General features: G+C 73.2%; 17 protein-coding genes and 1 pseudogene. 15 read left to right on the forward strand and 3 right to left on the reverse strand.

The genetic code is table 11. From position 1 onward, the window contains the following. Window positions 1–187 precede the first annotated feature (187 nt). Together GCE65_RS05730 and GCE65_RS16525 are read left to right on the forward strand one after the other, a co-directional pair. The gene (locus tag GCE65_RS05730) at window positions 188–1,612 is read left to right on the forward strand and encodes a hypothetical protein (protein WP_153877709.1); all 1,425 of its coding nucleotides are present in this window, start codon (window positions 188–190) and stop codon (window positions 1,610–1,612) included. A gap of 967 nt (window positions 1,613–2,579) precedes the next feature. After that, a pseudogene (locus GCE65_RS16525) lies at window positions 2,580–2,696 on the forward strand (LuxR C-terminal-related transcriptional regulator); the annotation flags it as partial. On the opposite strand, the gene GCE65_RS05740 reads toward GCE65_RS16525, so the two are convergent. After that, window positions 2,674–3,903, reverse strand: coding sequence for an NAD(P)/FAD-dependent oxidoreductase (locus GCE65_RS05740; RefSeq protein ID WP_153877711.1), 1,230 nt, complete (start codon window positions 3,901–3,903; stop codon window positions 2,674–2,676). The pseudogene GCE65_RS16525 and the gene GCE65_RS05740 overlap by 23 nt on opposite strands. Window positions 3,904–4,083: 180 nt before the next feature. Here GCE65_RS05740 and GCE65_RS05745 point away from each other — a divergent pair, with 180 nt between their 5' ends. From GCE65_RS05745 to GCE65_RS05760, 4 genes are all read left to right on the forward strand, one after another. Then, a complete protein-coding gene (locus GCE65_RS05745; protein WP_153877712.1) occupies window positions 4,084–5,511 on the forward strand; it encodes a glycoside hydrolase family 5 protein in 1,428 nt (475 codons plus the stop codon). Between the two features lie 30 nt (window positions 5,512–5,541). Beyond that, window positions 5,542–7,044, forward strand: a complete 1,503-nt coding sequence (locus tag GCE65_RS05750; protein WP_153877713.1) for an MFS transporter — start codon at window positions 5,542–5,544, stop codon at window positions 7,042–7,044. A 160-nt stretch (window positions 7,045–7,204) separates the two neighbouring features. Beyond that, complete coding sequence (locus GCE65_RS05755) at window positions 7,205–8,548, forward strand: MFS transporter (RefSeq protein ID WP_153877714.1); 1,344 nt, start codon at window positions 7,205–7,207, stop codon at window positions 8,546–8,548. A 100-nt stretch (window positions 8,549–8,648) separates the two neighbouring features. Further along, window positions 8,649–9,152 (forward strand): flavodoxin domain-containing protein, encoded by a 504-nt coding sequence (locus GCE65_RS05760; protein WP_152910366.1) that lies wholly within the window; start codon window positions 8,649–8,651, stop codon window positions 9,150–9,152. Window positions 9,153–9,354: 202 nt separating this feature from the next. Here the strand turns inward: GCE65_RS05760 and GCE65_RS05765 are convergent, their stop codons facing one another. Next, complete coding sequence (locus tag GCE65_RS05765; protein ID WP_153877715.1) at window positions 9,355–10,353, reverse strand: quinone oxidoreductase; 999 nt, start codon at window positions 10,351–10,353, stop codon at window positions 9,355–9,357. Window positions 10,354–10,456: 103 nt separating this feature from the next. Continuing rightward, window positions 10,457–11,116 carry a peptide deformylase gene (gene def / locus GCE65_RS05770; RefSeq protein ID WP_153877716.1) on the reverse strand — a complete coding sequence of 220 codons (660 nt, stop codon included), beginning with the start codon at window positions 11,114–11,116 and terminating at the stop codon, window positions 10,457–10,459. Between the two features lie 55 nt (window positions 11,117–11,171). Here def and argC point away from each other — a divergent pair, with 55 nt between their 5' ends. From argC to GCE65_RS05815, 9 genes are read left to right on the forward strand one after another with little or no spacing between them, the layout of a single operon-like run. After that, window positions 11,172–12,239 (forward strand): N-acetyl-gamma-glutamyl-phosphate reductase, encoded by a 1,068-nt coding sequence (gene argC, locus GCE65_RS05775; protein ID WP_152910370.1) that lies wholly within the window; start codon window positions 11,172–11,174, stop codon window positions 12,237–12,239. After that, entirely contained in the window at window positions 12,236–13,408 is a 1,173-nt protein-coding gene (gene argJ, locus GCE65_RS05780; RefSeq protein WP_153877717.1) for a bifunctional glutamate N-acetyltransferase/amino-acid acetyltransferase ArgJ, read from the forward strand. The genes argC and argJ overlap by 4 nt, the downstream gene beginning before the upstream one ends. Continuing rightward, entirely contained in the window at window positions 13,405–14,394 is a 990-nt protein-coding gene (argB, locus tag GCE65_RS05785; protein ID WP_153877718.1) for an acetylglutamate kinase, read from the forward strand. Before argJ ends, argB begins: the two co-directional genes overlap by 4 nt. Further along, window positions 14,391–15,692, forward strand: coding sequence for an acetylornithine transaminase (locus tag GCE65_RS05790; RefSeq protein WP_152910372.1), 1,302 nt, complete (start codon window positions 14,391–14,393; stop codon window positions 15,690–15,692). The genes argB and GCE65_RS05790 overlap by 4 nt, the downstream gene beginning before the upstream one ends. After that, window positions 15,689–16,666 (forward strand): ornithine carbamoyltransferase, encoded by a 978-nt coding sequence (gene argF, locus GCE65_RS05795; protein ID WP_152910373.1) that lies wholly within the window; start codon window positions 15,689–15,691, stop codon window positions 16,664–16,666. The genes GCE65_RS05790 and argF overlap by 4 nt, the downstream gene beginning before the upstream one ends. Continuing rightward, the gene (locus GCE65_RS05800; RefSeq protein ID WP_153877719.1) at window positions 16,663–17,190 is read left to right on the forward strand and encodes an arginine repressor; all 528 of its coding nucleotides are present in this window, start codon (window positions 16,663–16,665) and stop codon (window positions 17,188–17,190) included. The genes argF and GCE65_RS05800 overlap by 4 nt, the downstream gene beginning before the upstream one ends. Further along, on the forward strand, window positions 17,187–18,443 hold the full coding sequence (locus GCE65_RS05805) for an argininosuccinate synthase (RefSeq protein ID WP_152910374.1): 1,257 nt from the start codon (window positions 17,187–17,189) through the stop codon (window positions 18,441–18,443). Before GCE65_RS05800 ends, GCE65_RS05805 begins: the two co-directional genes overlap by 4 nt. Further along, complete coding sequence (gene argH / locus GCE65_RS05810) at window positions 18,436–19,851, forward strand: argininosuccinate lyase (RefSeq protein WP_153877720.1); 1,416 nt, start codon at window positions 18,436–18,438, stop codon at window positions 19,849–19,851. The genes GCE65_RS05805 and argH overlap by 8 nt, the downstream gene beginning before the upstream one ends. Beyond that, on the forward strand, window positions 19,836–20,450 hold the full coding sequence (locus GCE65_RS05815; RefSeq protein ID WP_153877721.1) for a hypothetical protein: 615 nt from the start codon (window positions 19,836–19,838) through the stop codon (window positions 20,448–20,450). Before argH ends, GCE65_RS05815 begins: the two co-directional genes overlap by 16 nt. Window position 20,451: the final 1 nt, after the last annotated feature.

The following is a 20,451-nucleotide window of genomic DNA, read 5'->3' on the forward strand; positions in this document are numbered from 1 at the left end:
GAGGTGAGGATCGCCCCCTCGAGGATCAATCCTCGAGGGGGCGTTCTTGTGAGCGGTTTGTGAGCGGCCGCTGCAAGAGTGGGCCGCTGCTGCGCCGGGCCCTGCCCGGAGTCGATGACGGCCCTGCCCGGAGTCGATCGCGAAGGCCCCCGGCGCGGCCGCCGACCCCATCCAAGGAGAGCCACACATGACCGCAACCCGTCCACGACGCGCCGCCCTCGCGGGTGCCGGAGCCTGCGCCGTGCTCCTCGCCGGATCCGTGCCGACGGCCGCCGCCCCCGGTGATCCACTCCCGGACGGGCAGCGGATCACGGCCCTGACCCAGATCGTCGTCGATGCCGAGGGGGACGACCTCGAGCCCGCGGACGCGGTGACCCGGCTCTTCGACCTCGACTCCGTGACGGCGGCGTCCGTGGCCGCGGGCGGGCCGATCACGGGCTGGTCGAGCGGCGGCTGGGTGATCGGCGGGGGGCTCGACGTCGACGAGGACGGCCAGGGGTACGCGGTACTCCAATCCGCTCCGGTCGACGCGCCGGACGACCTTCCGACCACCCAGATGCTCGAGGTCGACCCCGACGCTCCGGACCCCGAGGAACCGCCGACCGGCGATCCCGAGACCGACCTGTACCGAGCGCCCGCCGTCGTCCCGGTGGACGCCACCGACGGCACCTTCGGCGCGCCCGTCGCCATCGTGTACGACTCCGCGCTCGGCGACCGGGAGGACCTGCGGCTCGAGGGCTGCCTCGGTGCCGACTACACCGGCGGCCTCCTCCGCGCGATCTGCATCGGGTACGGAACCCTGGACGATCGCGCCGACGTCGTGGAGATCGGCGTGATCGACCCCGTCACCGGCGAGTTCACGCCCGAGACCCGCGTCGCGAACCATCTCGGCTACGACTACACCTGGGTGCAGGACCTCTCGACGAGCCCCACCGGTGAGACCTGGCTGCTGTTCGTCGCCCTCGAGGAGGACGGCCAGGTCGAGTCCATCTCCCACAGGCTCGCACCGGTCGATCTCGGGACCGACGAGGTCGCCACCTCGGGCCACCGAGAGATCCTCCAGGGCGACGAGGACTCCATGTTCGCGATCGAGGCGATCGACTTCGATGCGGCCGGCCAGTTGTGGGCGCTCGGATCCACGGTGGCCGGCGAGGTGGAGGTCCACACCGCGCTCGGCACCATCGACCCCGCGACCGGTGCCATGGAACTCGTCGACGACGTCTCCGGCCCCGCCGACCGGCCCGGCGACAGCTTCCTCGGCGTGAGCGTCTGGGGAGCCGAGCCCACCGACCCGGACCCGACCGAGACGGCCGACCCGGACCCGACGGAGACGTCCGACCCGGACCCGACCGAGACCACGGACCCGACCGACCCCGACCCGACGGAGACGACCGAGCCCGACCCGACCACGGACCCGGCGGAGACGACCGAGCCCGACCCGACCACGGACCCGGCGGAGTCGAGTGACCCGGACCCGACCGCGGCCACGCCGGACGAGGAACTGGCCCGGACGGGCAGCGAGCCGGCCCTGCCGGTCGCGCTGGCCCTCGCGGCGATCCTCGGCGGCGGGGCGATCCTCGCGGCGGTGCGGCGCCGGGCGCGCGCGAACTGACGCACCCCGAGGTGGGTGACGGTCCGGCGCCGCTCGTGGACACCGCGCCGGCGGCGGTGGGACGATCGTGGGTATGAGGCGCAGCGGGAGCGTGCCGGACCGACTCGTGCGCGATGTCGCGCGGGTCTGTGCCCGCGCGCAGGATCCGCTGGACCTGCTCGAGTGGGTGGCGGCCCGGATCCGCTCCGACGTGCCGTACGCCGCCGCGGGCTGGATCCTCGTCGACCCGGACACGATGCTCATGAACGGCGTCTACGGTGAGGGCGTCGACCGGCACACCCATCTCGAGCTCATCGAGGCGGAGATGAGCGAGACCGAGGACGTCAATCGGTTCGTCGAGATGGTCGATCGGGGAGTCCCGGCCGCCTCGCTCAGCCGTACGACCGGCGGCGACCTGAATGCGAGCAGCCGGTGGCGCCGTGTCTACCGGCCGCGCGGCTACGGCGACGAGCTGCGGGCCGTCTTCGCGTGCGGCTCGGACGCCTGGGGCCATGCGTGCCTCGTGCGGCGCCGCGACGAGCCCGACTTCACGGCGGCCGAGGTCGGGCTCCTCGCCCGGGTGGCCCCGCATGTCGCCGACGGAATCCGCACGGGCCTGGCCGTCGGGGCGGTCGAGGCCCCCGCCGACGGCACCCCGGAACTCATCGTGCTCCGGGACGACGGCTCGGTCGAGTCGATGACGCCGATGGTGTCCACGTGGTTCGGCGACCCGGAGGACGAATCCCTGCGGAGCACGATGGTGCTTCACCAGGTGGCGCGACGGGCCCGGGCGCTCGTCGGCGACGGCGCTGCCGGCCCCGACCCGGCAGCCGTCGATCCCGCCGGTCTCGACCCGGCCCGGGCGTGGGCCCGCACGGCGGCCGGGGAGTCCGTCATCGTGCGCGGCGCGCGGCTGGGCGGGGAGGGGCCGGGGCGTACCGTGCTCGTGCTCGACCCCGCCACGCGCGGCGACCTGGCACCGCTCGTGATGAGGCTGCATCAGCTCACCCGTCGGGAACGCGAGGTGACCCAGCTGTTGCTCACGGGCAAGACCACCCGGGCCATCGCGGCCGACCTGTGGATCACTCCCGAGACGCTGCGGGGCCACGTGAAGAACGTGCTGGCGAAGCTGGCGGCGTCGAGCCGCGTCGAGCTCGTCGCGATGCTCTCTCCCGAGCCGCGATCTCGGATGCGGCCCGCCGAGCCAGCCGGCCGGCGTAGCCCGTGATCCCCGGCCTGGCGACGTAACCGACGAACCGCAGTCCCGGCGCGGATTCACGCCCGGTGCGTTCGACCGGTTCGCCCCGCTCGTCGAGCACGCCGAACCGGCCGACGAGCGGTTCGAGGCCGGTCCGGTACCCCGTCGCGGCGATGACGACGTCCGGGCGCAGTCGCCGCCCGTCCGCGAGTCGGGCGTGCTCGCCCTCGAGGGAGTCCACGGCCGGGACCACCCGGATCGCGCCGGACCGGATCGAGTCGACCACCGGTGGATCGACCACGGCCACCCCGATCCCGCCGCGGTTCCGCAGCCGGGTCATCGGGCCCGCCGACGCCTCGGGCAGGCCGTAGGGCGCGAGGTTGCCGACGACCCGGCGCTGCATCGGCCGGAGCAGGCGGTCCACCCAGGCCGGCGGCAGGTGCATCATGACCGGGACCGGGAGGTCGCCCGGCGCGCCGAGCATCATCCGGAACAGGATGGTCGGGGGAGTGCGGACCGAGAGCCAGACGGTCCCGGCGACGCCCACCAGCTCGTGGGCGATCTCCATCCCGGTCGATCCCGCGCCCACCACGAGTACCCGCTGTCCGGCGAGCGGGGCCGCGTTCCGGTAGTCGAAGGCGTGCATCAGCCGGCCGCCGAACCGTTCCCGGCGGGCCCAGTCGGGCAGCACGGGAACGTTGAATCGCCCGCAGGCGACGACCACGTGCCGGGTCGTCAGGATTCCCGCCGGGGTCGTCACCCGCCACGTGCCACCCCGGCGGTCGAGCCGCTCGACGCGGGCGTGGGTCCGAACCCGCACGTGCCGGGACCGCGCGTACGCCGCGAGGTAGCCCACGTACTGGTCCCGGGTCGGGAACTGACCCCAGGCGCGCTCGAAGGGCGCCCCGGGAAGGGCCGAGTGGAGCCGGCTCGTATTGAAGCGCAGGCCGTCGTAGCGGGCCGCCCACGCGGCGCCGATGCCCGCCCCCTGCTCGAGCACGACGGCGCCGACTCCCCGCCGGGTGAGCTCCGCGGCCGTGGCCAGCCCGGCCGGGCCGCTGCCGATCACCACCACGGGCTGGTCGTCTCCTTGGGTGAACGGGTCGGTGTTCATGTCGGCTCCTCGGTCCGGTCCACACAGCGTCCACCCGGCCCCGTCGGCCGGGAACCCCCCGGTCGGGGGGTCTTCCTGGCCGCCACCACGCGGGCAAGACGATCGTCCAAACCGCTCTCATCCGAACGGCCCCGTCAGTAGATTGGACTCGTTGTAACGGGGCGACGCAGGAGAGTGCACATGTCCTTCCACACCGACGGCGCGCGGATCCGCGATTCCCACGGCCGCCACCGCGTGTTTCACGGGATCAACCTCGTGGCCAAGGGCGGTCACGCGACCACCGGGAGCTATATCGAGCGCGGTTTCCGCGGCCCCTGGAGCCCGGCCGACATCGACGACCTCGCGGCCCGCGGGTTCACCCTCGTGCGCCTCGGCCTCATCTGGGCCGCCGTCGAACCGGCCCCGGGCGACTACGACGAGGACTACCTCGACTGGATCGCCACCCAGCTCGACCTCCTCCACTCCGCCGGCATGGTCGTGCTCCTCGACTCCCACCAGGACCTGTACTCACAGGCGTTCGGGGACGGCGCCCCCGCCTGGGCCACCCTGACCGAGCAGCCGTTCGACGCCACGGAGCTGTGGAGCGACGCCTACCTGACCAGCCCCGCCCTGCACGAGGCCCTCGACCGGTTCTGGGCGAACGCCCTCGGCCCCGGCGGAATCGGGCTGCAGGACCGGTTCGCGGCGATGTGGGCGCACGTCGCCGAACGCTTCGCCGGTCATCCGGGCCTGCTCGGCTACGACCTGCTGAACGAGCCTGCCCCCGGCAGCGGGGCGCCGGAGACCTTCGGCGCGCTCATCGGCGCGTTCGCCGCCGCGACCGGGCAGGACCTCGAGCAGGTGCTCGCTGACTTCGCCGACCCCGCGGCGAAGTTCGCCCAGCTCGCCCACCTCGATAGCGAGAGCGTGCACCGACAGGTGGGCGACGCCGTCCATCCGCTCGTATCGGCCTTCGAGAACGAGGCCGTGGCGCCGTTCATGGCGAAGGTGACGGCCGCCGTCCGTACGCGTGACGGCCGCGGCCTCATCGCCCGCGAGCACTCCTATTTCGCGAACACGGGCGTGCCCTCGGGACAGCCGCCGCTCGCCGACGACGCGTGGCTGTACTCCCCGCACGGGTACGACCTGACCGTGGACACGCCGGCGATCGCGCTCTCGAGCAATACCCGGGCGGGCACGATCTTCGCCCGTCACGCGGAGACCGCCGAGCGGCTCGGCGTGCCCGTGCTCGTGGGGGAGTGGGGCGCGCTCGACCTCGGCCCCGGGGTGGGCGAGCACGCCCGCTTCCTGCAGGACCTGTTCGATGCCCACGGTTGGTCGTGGACCTATTGGTGCTGGCAGGAGGGCTTCGCCGGGTCCGAGGCGGCCGCCGCCCTGACCCGCCCCCGCCCGGCCGCTTTCGCGGGCGACGGCCTGGACTGGCGGGTCGCGGGCGGCACGCTGCGCGCGCGCTGGCGCGGCACCGGCGCGGGCGGACCCTCGCTGTTCTACCTGCCCGGGGGAGAATGTACGGTCACACGGGACGGCGCGCCCGCCGCGTGCGAGCGGGACGGCGCCTGGGTGCAGGTCCCGCCGGGGGAGGGCGCCTACGAACTGACCGGGCGCTGAGGCCCGGGACGGGGCCGGAACAGTGCCGGCGTGCATGACGGGTTCGACGATGAACACGACCGATCGGAGCGGGCGATGGCCCTGACCTTTCGCCAGAAGGCACTGCTGGCCACGCCACTGCCGGCCACGTGGATGTCGACGGTGCTCATCCACAACGTGTATATCAAGTTCTACACGGACGTGATCGGGCTCGATCCGGCGTACGTGGGCTGGGTGTACCTGGCGTTCAACATCTGGAACGTGGTCAACGACCCGATCTTCGGGTTCATGCTCGACAAGATGCGCTACCGGCCCGGGCGCGGCAAGTTCCTGCTCGTCATGCGGCGGACGATCCCGTTCATGCTGCTCGGGCTCGTGGCGATGGCGTGGACGAGCCCGGACTGGTCGCAGGCGGCGATCCTGTGGGTGTTCCTGCTCGAGTTGTTCCTGTTCGATGTGGCCTCCACCTTCTATCTCATCGCGGCGACGAGCTATGTCTACCTCGCGGCGCCGACACGCGAGGATCGCATCGACGTCGAGGTGGGCAAGTCGTGGATCGGGAACGTCTCCTCGGCGGTCGCCACGGTCGTGGCCACCCAGCTGCTCGTGGGCGAGGCGATCACGAGCCGCGCCACGATCGCGACGCTGCTCATGGGGGTCGTGGCGGTCAACGGGCTCCTCTACCTCGTCCCGGCGCTGGCGCTCAAAGATCCGCCCGAGCTGTACGAGCGCGGCGACGCCGGCGACCAGGCGCTCACCTGGGCCCAGTTCCGGGCCGATGCCCGCTCGATCATGCGGATGCGGGCGTTCTGGGCCTGGTTCGCCTACGGCACCACGGCGCTCGCGCCCATGGGCATGTACTTCACCGCGTTCCTGTACTTCATGGATCACGTGATCCGCAGCACCGGCACGCAGGCCACGATCACCGACACCGGGTCGATGATCCTCGTGCTGGCGGCGCTGCCGCTGTTCGCCCGGATGATCAAGCGGGTGGGGTCGCGCGCGTCGATCTTCGCCGGAATGGTGCCCTATATCGGTGGCCTCGCGGGGCTGTTCTGGGCGAGCGAGTGGTGGCACGTGCTGCTGTGCTATTTCGTGCTCATGAGCGGGCGGTACATCATGAGCACCGCCGCGATCGCGCTCGAGGCCGCGCTCATCGACGACAACGAACGCCTCACCGGCACCCGCAAGACCGGCTCGTTCACGTCGCTCAAGGCGATCATGTCGGCCCCGCTCATCGGCACCCAGACGACCATCTTCATGTTCATCATCGCCGCCGCCGGCTACGACCAGCACGCCGAACTTCAGAGCGCCTCCGCCCAGGCCGGCATCCGGTTCGCGACCGCGGGCGTGCCGATCCTGTTCGCCGTGCTCGGGATCGTGGCGCTGTACTTCCTGCCGTACACGCGCTCGGTGGAGGCGGAGCTGAGCGAGTACTCGCGGGCGCGCCGCGGGTCCGCGTTCGACGTGCCGGGGCCTATGGACGGCGCAGCTCGCCCGGGCGAGCCGGGCCGGGAGGGCGTAGCGCTCGAGGAGGATCCCCTCGGGAACTGAGTCCGGGGGTCGGATCGCCGGCGTGGTGGTGTTGCGCACAGACGGCACGCCCGCGATTGTTCGCGGCCGGGGCGCCGGGGTAGACATGTCCGGGGCGGGGCCGGTTCGCGCCGCCCGCCCGCCGGCCTCGGTCCGGGCGCCTCACGACGAAACGGGATCCATGTCAGCGTTGCGGCAGGCCGCCCCCGGACACTCGCCTGCTCGGGCTCGACCGGCGGGCGGCGACCCTGCCGGCGCCGCCGAGCTGCCGGGCCGCTCCGCCCGCGGTGGCAGATTCGGCGGGCTGCTGCTCGCCGCCGGCCTGCTGCTGATCGGGCTGAACCTGCGCATCGGGGTGGCCTCGGTGGGGCCGGTGCTCGACGACATCCGGGCGAGCCTGGGCCTGTCGGCCACCGCGGCGAGCCTGCTGACCACGATCCCGGTCATCGCCTTCGGCGCGTTCGCGTTCCTCACCCCGGCCCTGACGCGCCGGTTCGGCATGCACCGGCTGCTCGGGGCGACGATGATCGCGCTCGCGGCCGGGATCGTGCTGCGGCTGCACCCGAGCATGTCGGCGCTGTTCGCCGGAACGGTCGTCGTGGGGGCCGCGATCGCGATCGGGAACGTCGTGATGCCGGCCGCGATCAAGCGCGACTTCTCCCATCGGGCGGGGCTCATGATGGGGCTGTACTCCACGGCGCTGTTCGTCGGCGCCGCGCTGGCCTCGGGCCTGACGGTGCCGTTGCTGCCCCTGGCGGGCGGGGTGTGGCAGGCGGCGCTCGCGCTGTGGGCGATCCCGGCGGTGGCCGCCGTGCTCCTGTGGATCCCGCAGCTGCGTCGCTCATCGGGGCGGGTGGCTCGTGCTCGCTCTGCCGACGGATCCGGCGGGCGGGGTGGGCAGGGTGCTCCCGCGCTCCGGGCGATCCTGCGGGATCCGGTCGCGCTCGCGGTCACGGCGCTCATGGGCCTGCAGAGCATGAGCTATTACGCGGCGCTCACGTGGGTCCCCTCGATCCTCTCGAGCGCGGGCATGGGTGCCGATGAGGCCGGCTGGATGCTGTCGTTCTCGGCGTTCCCCGGGATCGCGGCGTCGCTGGTGACCCCGGCCCTGGCCCGGCGGGCACGTCCCGCCTGGCTGCCGATCGTGCTCGCCGTCGGGGTGAGCGGGGTCGCGTTCGCCGGGCTGGCCCTCGCCCCGACGGCCGCGCCGTACGTGTGGATGACGCTGCTCGGACTGGGGCAGGGCGCGGCGATCAGCCTGGCGTTGAGCTATATCGTGTGGCGCTCGCCGGACGCCCATCACACCGGGCAGGTCTCCACGATGGCGCAGGGTTTCGGGTACCTGCTCGCGGGCCTCGGCCCGATCGGGCTCGGTGCCCTCCGGTCGGCCACCGGTGGCTGGACGGTCCCGATCGCGGCGCTCGGGGTCATGCTCGTGGCGCAGCTGATCGCCGGGGTCGCGGCGAGCCGGCCGCGACTGGTGGGAGCGCGCGGACAGGATGCGACGGTGTCCGCGGACGCCTGATCGACCCACTCGGGTGGAGTTCGTGCGTGGGACGTTCGGACTACGCCTCCTGGGACGTTCGCCCTACGAGGCCACCCGGATCGGCGTGGATCCTTGAGTCATGAGAGTCCTCGTTGCCACCGCCTCGAACTACGGTTCGACTCGTGAATTCGGTGCCGTCGTGGGTTCTGTGCTGAGCGGGCACGGACATGAGGTGCGCACCGCCGACGTCGCACAGGTGACCGACCTCGACTACGACGCCGTGATCGTGGGTACGGCGATCTACATCGGCCGCCCGCTCACGGCCGCGCGCAAGTTCACCGCCCGCCTCGAACGGGAGGCACCGCAGCTGCCCGTGTGGGTGTTCGCCTCCGGCCTGAAGAACATCACGGGCAATCCGCTCGCGCCCCCGTTCACCCATCCCGCGGCACGCCCCTACCTGGGCAGTCGCTACCCGATCTTCCTCGGTAGGGTCGACCCGGACGTCCTCACCGACGCGGAGCGGGCGCTCATCTCGATGACGCGCGCGAACCTCGAGGATCGTCGGGATTTCGAATTGGTTTCCGCCTGGGCCGACGAGGTCGCCTCCGTCCTGGGCGCACAGACGGCCGCATCACTCCCCTGATTGCGGCCCGTCGGGGAGGGGCAGGTCCGGGTCCCAGGTACAGCCCGGAACTGGCCCTCCCCGACACCACTTCGTCGCGCTGCGATGCCTGGGCCTCCCGCACCCCGGTTCAGCCTGGCCGATACACCGCCGAAGGCGGGATTCCGTCGAGGTCCGGTCCCGCGATCTGCACGGAATGCCGCACCCGGCGCACCCGTGTCGCTCACGCCGGCAGGAGCATGACCTTGCCGGTGGTCATCCGGGCCTCGAGGGCCTCGTGGGCGTAGCGCGCGTGCTCGAGGGGATAGGTCGCCCCGATGGTCACGGCCAGGTCGCCGCGGGAGGCGGCCTCGCTCACCTCGGCCCAGCGGCGCTGCAACTCGGCCGGGTCGGACACGTAGTGCCACACGGTCGGGCGCGTGACGAACAGTGAGCCGGCCCGGTTGAGGCGTTGGAGGTCGAACGGGGGAACCTGCCCCGACGCGCCCCCGAAGAGCACGACGAGGCCGCGCATCCGGGTCGAGGCGATCGCGGCGTCGAAGGTCGCCCGGCCGAGCCCGTCGTAGAACACGTCGACGCCGCGGCCACCGGTGTGCCCGCGCAGCCACTCGGTCAGCGCCGCGACCGGCTCCTCGCCGTCGGGCACGAACACGTCCTCGGCCCCGGCCGTGCGCGCGGCCTCCGCCTTCGCCTCCGTGCCGACCATCGTGAGCACGCGGGCACCGGCCGCCCGGGCGAGCTGGATGAACAGCTGTCCCACTCCGCCGGCCCCCGCCGTGATGAAGACCGTGTGCTGATCGGTGCCGGGTCCGCCGAGGTGAGCGACGCCGTCCACAAGCATCTGGGCCGTGAGGCCCTGCAGCGGCAGCGCCGCGGCCGTCACGAGATCGAGCCCCGGCGGCACGGGCAGGGCGGCCTCGGCGCCGAGCAGCACCTGCTCGGCGTAGGACCCGCTGACCGATCCCGTCCAGGCGACCCGGTCCCCGTGGGCGACTCCGGTCACGCCCGGGCCCACGGCGATCACCTCACCGGCGCCCTCCGACCCGGGCCGCAGCGGGAAGTCGGCCGGGTACACGCCGCCGCGCACGTAGGTGTCGTAGAAGTTGACGCCGATGCCGCGGGGGTGCACCACGATCTGGCCGGGTCCCGGCTCGAGTTCGGGAACGGGGACGAATTCCAATGTGTCGGCCCCGCCGGGGGCGTCGATCTCGATCGCGTGCATCCCCCCAAGTTACGCCGCGGACCGTCGGACGGGGAGGATCGACCAGCCCCGGGGAGGTGAACGGTCCCGACCCGAACCGCAGAGTGGGCGGCGCCCCGAACACTTAGCGGGCCGGCGGCGCATCCGGGTAGGTCGGGGCCGCCTTGCCGAGCTCGGCGGCGAGCTCGGTGCGCCGCTCGAGCACCTCCTCGCGCAGGTCGGACATATCGGCCAGCACCCGCTTGCGCTCGCGCTTGGAGATGAGGTCGATGTAGAGCCGGCCGCCGAGATGATCGGTCTCGTGCTGGAGGCAGCGCGCGAAGTATCCCTCGCCGGTGATGGTCACCGGTTCGCCGTAGACGTCCACGCCCGTGACGGTCGCCCGCGAGCCCCGGAAGAGCTCGGCCCCCGGCCCTGGCACCGACAGGCATCCCTCCTCGGACTCCTCCGTGCCGGCCTCCTCCTCGATCACGACCACGGGGTTGAGCACGTGCCCCACGTGGCGCACCTCGGCGTGGGTGAGGTCGTAGACGAACAGCCGCAGGTCCACGCCCACCTGGTTCGCCGCGAGCCCGACCCCCTCCGCGACGGCCATCGTGGCGAACATGTCGTCGATGAGCGTGTGCAGCTCCGGGGTGTCGAATTCGGTGATCGTGCGGCACGGCTCGTGCAGCACCCCCTCGCCCACCTCGGTCACGCGCAGCGCCGTGCCGCGGGCCGCCTCGGGTGGCAGGAGGGGATAGTCGTCGACCTCGTCACCCTGGACGATCGTTCGGATACTCATGCGGGATATTCTTCCAGTCCGCCCACACTGCTCGAGACTGTGTATAGTTATGCAGATGACTGTAAACGTGGCTGTTGCCGGGGCCAGTGGTTACGCCGGCGGCGAGATCCTGCGGCTGCTCACCGCCCACCCACAGGTGCGGCTCGGGGCACTCACCGCCCATTCCAACGCCGGCGAGCCGGTCCGCGCGACCCAGCCGCATCTGCTCGGCCTCGCGGACCGCACCTTCACGGCCACGACGGCCGAGCACCTCGCCGGTCACGACGTCGTGTTCCTCGCCCTCCCGCACGGCGCCTCCGCCGCGATCGCGGCCGAACTCGAGACCCTCAGCCCACACACCCTCGTGCTCGACTGCGGCGCGGATCACCGCCTCGCCGACGCCGGCGAGTGGACGGCGTTCTACGGCTCCGAGCATGCCGGCACCTGGCCGTACGGCCTGCCCGAGCTGATTGTGGACGGCGGAGCTCGCCAACGCGATCGCCTCGCCGGTGTCACGCGGGTCGCCGTGCCGGGCTGCAACGTGACCGCGGTGACCCTCGGGATCCAGCCGGGCGTGGCCGCCGGGGTCGTCGATCCGACCGGCCTCGTGGCCGTGCTCGCCAACGGCTACTCCGGCGCCGGCAAGAGCCTGCGCACCCACCTGCTCGCGAGCGAGGGCCTCGGCAGCGCCGTGCCCTACGCCGTCGGCGGCGTGCACCGGCACATCCCCGAGATCGAACAGAACCTGCGCGCGGCCGGCGCCGATGCCGGCGTGGAGCGGGTGCAGATCTCCTTCACCCCCACGCTCGTGCCGATGTCGCGGGGGATCCTCGCCACGATCAGCGCGCCCGTCACTGCCGGCACCACCGCCGCCTCGCTGCGGGCGGCCTGGGAGGAGGCCTATGCCCGGGAGCCGTTCGTGCACCTGCTGCCGGACGGCGCCTGGCCCTCGACCGCGATGACCCTGGGCGCCAACACCGCGCTCATGCAGGTCGCCCTCGACGAGCGGGCCGGCCGGGCCGTCGTCGTGTGCGCGATCGACAACCTCGTCAAGGGCACCGCCGGAGCGGCCGTGCAGTCGATGAACCTCGCGCTCGGCCTCGCCGAGACCGCCGGGCTCCCGATCGAGGGGGTCGCGCCGTGAGCATCACCGCCCCCCGGGGCTTCCGGGCCACCGGCGTCACCGCGGGCCTCAAGCCCTCCGGCAAGTCCGACCTCGCGCTCGTGGTCAACGATGGCCCCGACTCGGTGGCCGCCGGGGTGTTCACCACGAACCGCGTGGTCGGCGCGCCGGTCACCTGGTCCCGCGCCCGCCTCGCGGAGTCCGGCGGCACGTCGATCCGGGCCGTCGTGCTCAATTCCGGCGGCGCGAACGTGTGCACCGGCCCGCGCGGCGACGCGGACGTCGTGGCCACGGCCGAGCGCGTCGGCGCGGCGCTCGGGATGCCCGCCGCCGGGGTGCTCGTCTGCTCGACCGGGCTCATCGGGGAACACCTGCCGATGGCGGTGCTCCTGCCCGGGGTCGACGCCGCCGCGGCCGCGCTCGCCCCCGACGGCGGGGCGGACGCCGCCGAGGCGATCCTCACCACCGACACCGTGGCGAAGGAGGCCGTGGCCACCGGCTCCGGCTACAGCGTGGGCGGGATGGCCAAGGGCGCCGGGATGCTCGCCCCCGCGATGGCCACGATGCTCGCGGTGGTCACCACCGACGCCGTCCTCACCCCCGAACTCGCGCACGAGGCGCTCGCGGGCGCCGTGCGCGCGACCTTCAACCGGGTCGACTCCGACGGCTGCATGTCGACCTCCGACACGGTCGCCCTGCTCGCCTCCGGGGCGAGCGGCGTCACGCCCGACCGGGGCGAGTTCACCGCCGCACTCACCTCCGTGTGCGCCGACCTGTCCCGGGCGCTCGTGGCCGACGCCGAGGGCGCGAGCCACGACATCGCCGTCGAGGTCGTCGGGGCCCATTCGACCGACGCGGCCGAGGCCGTCGGCCGCGCCGTGGCCCGCTCCGCCCTGTTCAAGACCGCGATCTACGGCAACGACCCGAACTGGGGCCGGGTGCTCGCGCAGGTGGGCACCGTGCCCGTCGAGGTCGCCCGCTTCGAGGCCGACGACCTCGACGTGAGCGTCAACGGCGTCATGGTCTGCCGCGGCGGGGGAGCGCACCGGCCGCGGACCGAGGTCGACCTGGCCTCGGCCCGGGACGTACACGTGCTCATCGACCTGCACGCCGGCACCGACTCCGCCACCATCTGGACCAACGACCTCACCCACGACTACGTCCACGAGAACAGCGCCTACTCCACATGACCCCTTCCCAGCAGGGCCCCGCCGCGGACCCGACCGACGTGACCGACGCGACCGACGTGACCGACGTGACCGACACGGCTGAGATCCGCATCGCGCGCACCCTTCGACCCGAGCAGAAGGCCGGGGCGCTGATCGAGGCACTGCCGTGGCTCGAACGCTTCTCCGGCAAGGTCGTCGTGATCAAGTTCGGCGGCAACGCGATGGTCGACCCGGAGCTCGAACGCGCCTTCGCCGACGACATCCGCTTCTTCCGGCAGGCGGGCCTCCTGCCCGTCGTGGTGCACGGCGGCGGCCCGCAGATCTCCTCGATGCTCGGCCGGCTCGACATCACGAGCGAGTTCCGGGGCGGGCTGCGGGTGACCACGCCGGAGACGATGGACGTCGTGCGGATGGTGCTCACCGGCCAGGTGCAGCGCACCCTGGTCAACCGTCTCAACGTGCGCCAGGGCCTGGCCGTGGGGATCTCGGGGGAGGACGCCGGGCTCTTCGGCGCCCGCCGCCGCCACGCCACCGTCGACGGCGAGCGCGTGGACGTCGGCCTCGTGGGCGACGTCGTGCGGGTCAACCCCGCGATCGTGCGCGGGCTGCTCGACTCGGGCCGGATCCCCGTGGTCTCCACGATCGCGCCGGACGTCGACCACCCCGGGGACGTGCTCAACGTCAACGCCGACACCGCCGCGGCCGCGCTCGCGGTGGCCCTCGGCGCCGAGAAGCTCGTGGTGCTCACCGACGTCGAGGGGCTCTACGGGGACTGGCCCGACCGCTCCTCCCTCATCCGGCGGATGTCCCCCGATGCGCTCGAGGCGCTGCTCCCGCGGCTCGAATCGGGGATGGTGCCCAAGATGGAGGCGTGCCTGCGGGCCGTGCGGGGCGGGGTCCGCGGTGCCCACGTCGTGGACGGGCGGGTGGCGCACTCGCTGCTGCTGGAAATCTTCACCACCGACGGGGTGGGAACAATGATCGAACCGGAGGATGGCTTCAGATGAGCGACCTCATCGCAGGCACGACCCAGGCGGCCACCGCCGCGCAGTGGCAGGAGCGCTATGCCGGCGCCCTGATGAACACGTTCGGCGCGCCCCAGCGCGTGCTCGTGCGCGGGGAGGGGGCCTACGTGTGGGACGCCGACGGCCGCCGCTACCTCGACCTGCTCGCCGGGATCGCGGTCAACTGCCTCGGCCACACCCACCCGACGCTCACCGGCGCGATCGCCGCCCAGTTCAACACGCTCGGGCACGTGTCGAACTTCTTCGCCACCCCCACCCAGATCGCGCTCGCCGAGCGGCTGCTGGCCCTCGCCGAGCCGGGCGGCGCGCCGGCCGGGTCGAAGGTGTTCTTCACGAACTCCGGCACCGAGGCGATCGAGGCCGCGTTCAAGCTCGCGCGCAAGCACGGCGGGCAGCGGCGGCCCCGGGTCCTCGCCGCCGAGGGGGCCTTCCACGGCCGCAGCATGGGCGCCCTCGCCCTCACCTACAAGAGTGCCTACAAGGACCCGTTCGGGTCGCTGCCGGGCGGCGTGACCCACGTGCCCTTCGGCGACGCCGAGGCGATCGGGCGCGAGCTGGCCGCCGGCGACGTGGCCGCGGTCGTGCTCGAACCCATCCAGGGGGAGGCGGGCGTGCGCCTGCCGCCCCCGGGCTACCTGGCGCAGGTGCGCGAGCTCACGCGCGCCGCCGGGGCCCTGCTCATCCTCGACGAGGTGCAGACCGGCATGGGCCGGTGCGGCGCCTGGATGGCCCATCACCTGCCCGAGATCGGCGGCGGCATCGTGCCGGACGCGATCGCGCTGGCCAAGGGCCTCGGCGGCGGCTTCCCCGTCGGCGCGCTCGTCACGCTCGGCGCGGACGTCTCCGGGGTGTTCACCCCGGGCAACCACGGCACGACCTTCGGCGGCAACCCGATGGCGGCCGCCGCCGGCCTCGCCACGATCCACGTGATCGAACGCGACGACCTGCTCGCGGCCGTCCGCGAGCGGGGCGAGCAGCTGCGCGCCGGCATCACCGCCCTGCCGCAGGCCTCCGGGGAGCACGCCCTCATCCGCGGCGTCCGCGGCGAGGGGCTCCTGCTCGGGGTCGAGCTCACGGCACCGATCGGCCCGGCGGTCGTGACCGCCGCGCTCGAGGCCGGCTTCATCGTCAACGCCGCCGCGCCGACCGTGGTGCGGCTCGCGCCCCCGTTCATCCTCTCCGCCGCGCAGGCCCAGGACTTCATCGACGCGCTGCCGGCGATCCTCGCCGCGGCCGAGCGCGCCACCGGGGACGCCCAGTCGAACGGGGGCGCGGCATGACCCGCCACCTCCTCGCCGACGACGACCTGACCAGCGCCGAGCAGCGCGAGGTGCTCACCCGCGCCGCCGCCCTCAAGGCCGACCGGTTCGCCGATCGCAGCCTCGCCGGCCCGCGGTCCGTGGCGGTCATCTTCGACAAGCCGACGCTGCGCACCCAGCTCTCGTTCACGGTCGGCATCAGCGAACTCGGCGGCTACCCGGTCATGGTCGACGGCGGCCTCGCCCAGATCGGCACCCGGGAGTCGATCGCCGACGTCACCCGCGTGCTCACCCGGCAGGTCGCCGCGATCGTCTGGCGCACGTACGGGCAGGACCGCATCGAGGAGATGGCCGGCGCCGCCACCGTGCCGGTCGTCAACGCCCTGACCGACGACTTCCACCCGTGCCAGATCCTCGCCGACCTGCTCACGATCGCCGAGCACACCGGTGGGCTCGCCGGGGGTGTGGACGGCGCGGGGCCCGCCCTCGCCGGGCGCACCCTGGCCTACCTCGGCGACGGCGGCAACAACATGGCCCACTCCTACCTCCTCGGCGGCGCGCTCGCGGGCCTGGACGTGCGCATCGGCGCCCCCGCCGGCTACCGGCCCCGGGCCGACCTGCTCGCCCGCGCCGAGGCGATCGCCGCGACGACCGGCGGCTCGATCACCGTGACCGACGACCCCGGCGCCGCCGTGTCCGGGGCCGACGCGGTGGCCACGGACACGTGGGTGTCGATGGGCCAGGAGGACGAGGCCTCCGAACGGCTCGCGCCGTTTCGACCCTTCCAGCTCGACGGCGACGTGCTCGCCCTGGCGGCACCGGCCGCCGTCGTGCTGCACTGCCTGCCCGCCTACCGGGGCAAGGAGATCACGGCCGAGGTCCTCGACGGGCCCCGATCCGTGGTCTGGGACGAGGCGGAGAACCGGCTGCACGCCCAGAAGGCGGTGCTCTCGTTCCTCCTCGACCACACGGGCGGACCCGGGGCGCGGCTGTGAGCGTTCCCGCCACGAAGACCGCCCGGCACGCGCTCATCCGCCGGCTCATCGCCGGTCACGCCGTGCGCTCCCAGGCGGAGCTGCGCGACCTGCTCGCGGGCGCGGGGGTGACCTCCACGCAGGCGACCGTCTCCCGCGACCTGGAGGAGCTGCGCGCCTATAAGGTGCGGGCCGGCGACGGGCAGCGCTACGCCGTCCCGGCCGAGGGGAGCCCCGCGCCGGGCGCCGACCCGGACGCCGAGCACCTCGCGGCCCGGCTGGCCCGGCTCCTGGGCGACCTGCTCGTCTCCGCCGAGCCGTCGGCGAACCTCGTGGTGCTGCGCACCCCGCCCGGGGCCGCCCAGTTCCTCGCCTCGGCGATCGACACCTCCATCCTGCCCAGCGTGCTGGGCACCATCGCGGGCGACGACACGGTGCTCGTGATCACCGCCGAGCCCGACGGGGGGCGCGCGACCGCCGCCCGATTCCTCGAACTCGCTCATCCCAACGCTCGAATCCTCGATCAGAAAGTGCAGGAAGCATGACCAAAGACCGCGTAGTTCTCGCATACTCCGGAGGTTTGGACACCTCGGTGGCCATCGGCTGGATCGGTGAAGCCACGGGCGCCGAGGTCGTGGCCGTGGCCGTCGACGTGGGCCAGGGCGGGGAGGACCTCGAGGTCATCCGACAGCGGGCCCTCGACTGCGGCGCCGTCGAGGCCTACGTGGCCGACGCCCGCGACGAGTTCGCGAACGAGTACTGCATGCCGGCGCTCAAGGCGAACGCCCTGTACATGGACGCCTACCCGCTCGTGTCGGCGATCTCCCGCCCCGTCATCGTCAAGCACCTCGTGCGCGCCGCCCGCCAGTTCGGTGCGACGACCGTGGCGCACGGCTGCACCGGCAAGGGCAACGACCAGGTGCGCTTCGAGGTCGGCATCACCTCGCTCGCCCCCGACCTGTCGTGCATCGCCCCCGTGCGCGACCTCGCGCTCACGCGCGAGAAGGCCATCGCGTACGCCGAGCAGCACAGCCTTCCCATCGAGACCACCAAGTCGAACCCGTTCTCGATCGACCAGAACGTCTGGGGCCGGGCCATCGAGACCGGCTTCCTCGAGGACATCTGGAACGGCCCCACCAAGGACGTGTACAGCTACACCGACGACCCGGGCTTCCCGCCGGTCGAGGACGAGGTGGTCATCACCTTCGCCCGCGGCATCCCGGTCGCGATCGACGGCCGGGCCGTCACCCCGCTCCAGGCGATCCAGGAGCTCAACCGCCGCGGCGGCGCCCAGGGCGTTGGCCGGATCGACATCGTCGAGGACCGGCTCGTGGGCATCAAGTCCCGCGAGATCTACGAGGCCCCCGGCGCCATGGTGCTGCTCGCCGCCCACAAGGAGCTCGAGAACGTCACCCTCGAACGGGAGCAGGCCCGCTTCAAGCGCACGATCTCCGACCGGTGGACCGACACGGTCTACGAGGGCCAGTGGTTCTCCCCGCTGAAGAAGTCCCTCGACGCCTTCATCGAGGACACCCAGGCCTACGTCTCCGGCGACGTCCGCCTCAGCCTGCACGGCGGCCGCGCCACCGTGACCGGCCGGCGCAGCGAGCAGGGCCTGTACGACTTCAACCTCGCCACCTACGACGAGGGCGACAGCTTCGACCAGTCCCACGCCCGCGGCTTCATCGAGCTGTTCGGCCTCACCTCCAAGCTCGCCGCCGCCCGCGACGAGAAGTTCGGCAACGCCGTGGACCTCGGCACCGGCGACCTGGCCGAGGGCGAGTCCTCGAATGGCTGAGGACTCCTCCCTCAGCCTGTGGGGCGGGCGGTTCACGGGCGGGCCGGCCGACGCCCTCGCGGCGCTGAGCAAGTCCACGCACTTCGACTGGCGGCTCGCCCGGCACGACATCGCCGGCTCCCGTGCCCACGCCCGCGTGCTCGCCGCGGCCGGCCTCCTCGACGAGCGCGAGCTGGCCGGGATGATCGCGGCGCTCGACACCCTCGAGGCCGACGTCCGCAGCGGCGCGTTCGCCCCGGCCGAGGCGGACGAGGACGTGCACACCGCGCTCGAGCGGGGCCTGCTCGAGCGCGCCGGGGTCGACCTCGGCGGCAAGCTCCGCGCCGGGCGCTCCCGCAACGACCAGATCGCCACCCTCGTGCGGATGTACCTGCGGGAGGAGGCCCGCCTCATCGCCGGTCTCGTCGGCGACGTCGCGCAGGCGCTGATCGACCAGGCCGCCGCCCATCCGGGGGCACCGATGCCGGGGCGCACCCATCTGCAACACGCCCAGCCCGTGCTGCTGGCCCACCACCTGCTCGCGCACGCCTGGCCGCTGCTGCGCGACATCGAGCGGCTGCGGGACTGGGACGCGCGGGCCGCGTACTCCCCGTACGGCTCCGGTGCACTGGCCGGCTCCTCCCTCGGGCTCGACCCGGCGGCCGTCGCCGCCGACCTGGGCTTCGACGGGCCGGTGGAGAACTCGATCGACGGCACGGCGGCACGCGACGTCGTGGCCGAGTTCGCGTTCGTGACCACGATGATCGGGATCGACCTGTCCCGGCTGAGCGAGGAGATCATCGTGTGGGCCACGAAGGAGTTCTCCTTCGTCACCCTCGACGACGCGTTCTCCACCGGCTCCTCGATCATGCCGCAGAAGAAGAACCCCGACGTGGCCGAACTGACCCGCGGCAAGGCCGGCCGGCTCATCGGGGACCTCACCGGGCTGCTCGCCACGCTCAAGGCCCTCCCGCTCGCGTACAACCGCGACCTGCAGGAGGACAAGGAGCCGGTCTTCGACGCGGTCGACACCCTCGAGGTCGTGCTGCCCGCGGTCGCCGGGATGGTCGCCACGCTGCGCTTCCACACCGACCGGATGGCCGAGCTCGCCCCGCAGGGATTCGCGCTCGCGACCGACATCGCCGAGTGGCTCGTGCGGCAGGGAACCCCGTTCCGGGTCGCGCACGAGGTGGCGGGCGCGTGCGTGCGAGTCTGCGAGGAGCGCGGGGTCGAGCTGTGGGACCTGAGCGCGGACGACCTGGCCGAGATCTCCCCGGACCTGACCGCGCAGGTGCACTCCGTGCTCTCGGTCGAGGGCTCGCTCGCCTCGCGCGATGCCACCGGGGGCACCGCGCCCGCGCGTGTGGCCGAGCAGCTCGAGGCCGCCCGGGCCCGGCTCGCCGGCGACCGCCGATGGGCGCAGCGCTGATCGATCCGGCCGCGGCGGCCGTCCTGAGACGAGCCGCCGCGGCCGGTCCGCGCTGCGGGAGCACGACGGTCGTGGCGATCGACGGCGCGGCCGGCTCGGGCAAGACGACGCTCGCGGGCGCCGTCCACAGGCTCGCGCAGGGGAGGCGTGCGGGGGGCGAGGGGGCCGGCGCCGCCCACCTCCTGCACATGGACGATCTCTATCCGGGCTGGTCCGGGCTGCGGGCCGGGGGCGAGCTGCTCGCCGCCCGCGTGCTCGCGCCGCTCTCCCGGGACCTGCCCGGCAGCTACGAACGCTACGACTGGCTCGCCGGCGCCTACGCCGAGACCCACGAGGTGCCCACCGGCGGGCTGCTCGTGGTCGAGGGCGTCGGGTCGGTGCGGGCCGAGTACGCGCACCTGCTCTCGGTCGTCGTCGAGGTGAACGAACCCGATGCCGCGCTCCGGCTGCGGCGCTGGCGCGACCGCGACGGGGCGGACTCGGCCGCGCATGCCGCCGACTGGACGGCGCAGGAGGCCGCGCTGCACGCCGAGGTCGGCCTGTCGGCGCGGGCCACGATCCGGGTGGACGGCCGCGGCCGGCTCATCGGCGGGCAGTGAC

This window comes from Pseudactinotalea sp. HY158 (assembly GCF_009660225.1).
Lineage (GTDB): Bacteria > Actinomycetota > Actinomycetes > Actinomycetales > Beutenbergiaceae > HY158.

Excerpts from the sequence above, each read along its gene's own strand:
- GCE65_RS05730 (WP_153877709.1), top strand. The coding sequence starts at position 188 with ATGACCGCAACCCGTCCACGACGCGCCGCCCTCGCGGGTGCCGGAGCC.
- GCE65_RS05740 (WP_153877711.1), bottom strand. The coding sequence starts at position 3,903 with ATGAACACCGACCCGTTCACCCAAGGAGACGACCAGCCCGTGGTGGTG.
- GCE65_RS05745 (WP_153877712.1), top strand. The coding sequence starts at position 4,084 with ATGTCCTTCCACACCGACGGCGCGCGGATCCGCGATTCCCACGGCCGC.
- GCE65_RS05755 (WP_153877714.1), top strand. The coding sequence starts at position 7,205 with ATGTCAGCGTTGCGGCAGGCCGCCCCCGGACACTCGCCTGCTCGGGCT.
- GCE65_RS05760 (WP_152910366.1), top strand. The coding sequence starts at position 8,649 with ATGAGAGTCCTCGTTGCCACCGCCTCGAACTACGGTTCGACTCGTGAA.
- GCE65_RS05765 (WP_153877715.1), bottom strand. The coding sequence starts at position 10,353 with ATGCACGCGATCGAGATCGACGCCCCCGGCGGGGCCGACACATTGGAA.
- def (WP_153877716.1), bottom strand. The coding sequence starts at position 11,116 with ATGAGTATCCGAACGATCGTCCAGGGTGACGAGGTCGACGACTATCCC.
- argC (WP_152910370.1), top strand. The coding sequence starts at position 11,172 with ATGACTGTAAACGTGGCTGTTGCCGGGGCCAGTGGTTACGCCGGCGGC.
- argB (WP_153877718.1), top strand. The coding sequence starts at position 13,405 with ATGACCCCTTCCCAGCAGGGCCCCGCCGCGGACCCGACCGACGTGACC.
- GCE65_RS05790 (WP_152910372.1), top strand. The coding sequence starts at position 14,391 with ATGAGCGACCTCATCGCAGGCACGACCCAGGCGGCCACCGCCGCGCAG.
- argF (WP_152910373.1), top strand. The coding sequence starts at position 15,689 with ATGACCCGCCACCTCCTCGCCGACGACGACCTGACCAGCGCCGAGCAG.
- GCE65_RS05805 (WP_152910374.1), top strand. The coding sequence starts at position 17,187 with ATGACCAAAGACCGCGTAGTTCTCGCATACTCCGGAGGTTTGGACACC.
- argH (WP_153877720.1), top strand. The coding sequence starts at position 18,436 with ATGGCTGAGGACTCCTCCCTCAGCCTGTGGGGCGGGCGGTTCACGGGC.
- GCE65_RS05815 (WP_153877721.1), top strand. The coding sequence starts at position 19,836 with ATGGGCGCAGCGCTGATCGATCCGGCCGCGGCGGCCGTCCTGAGACGA.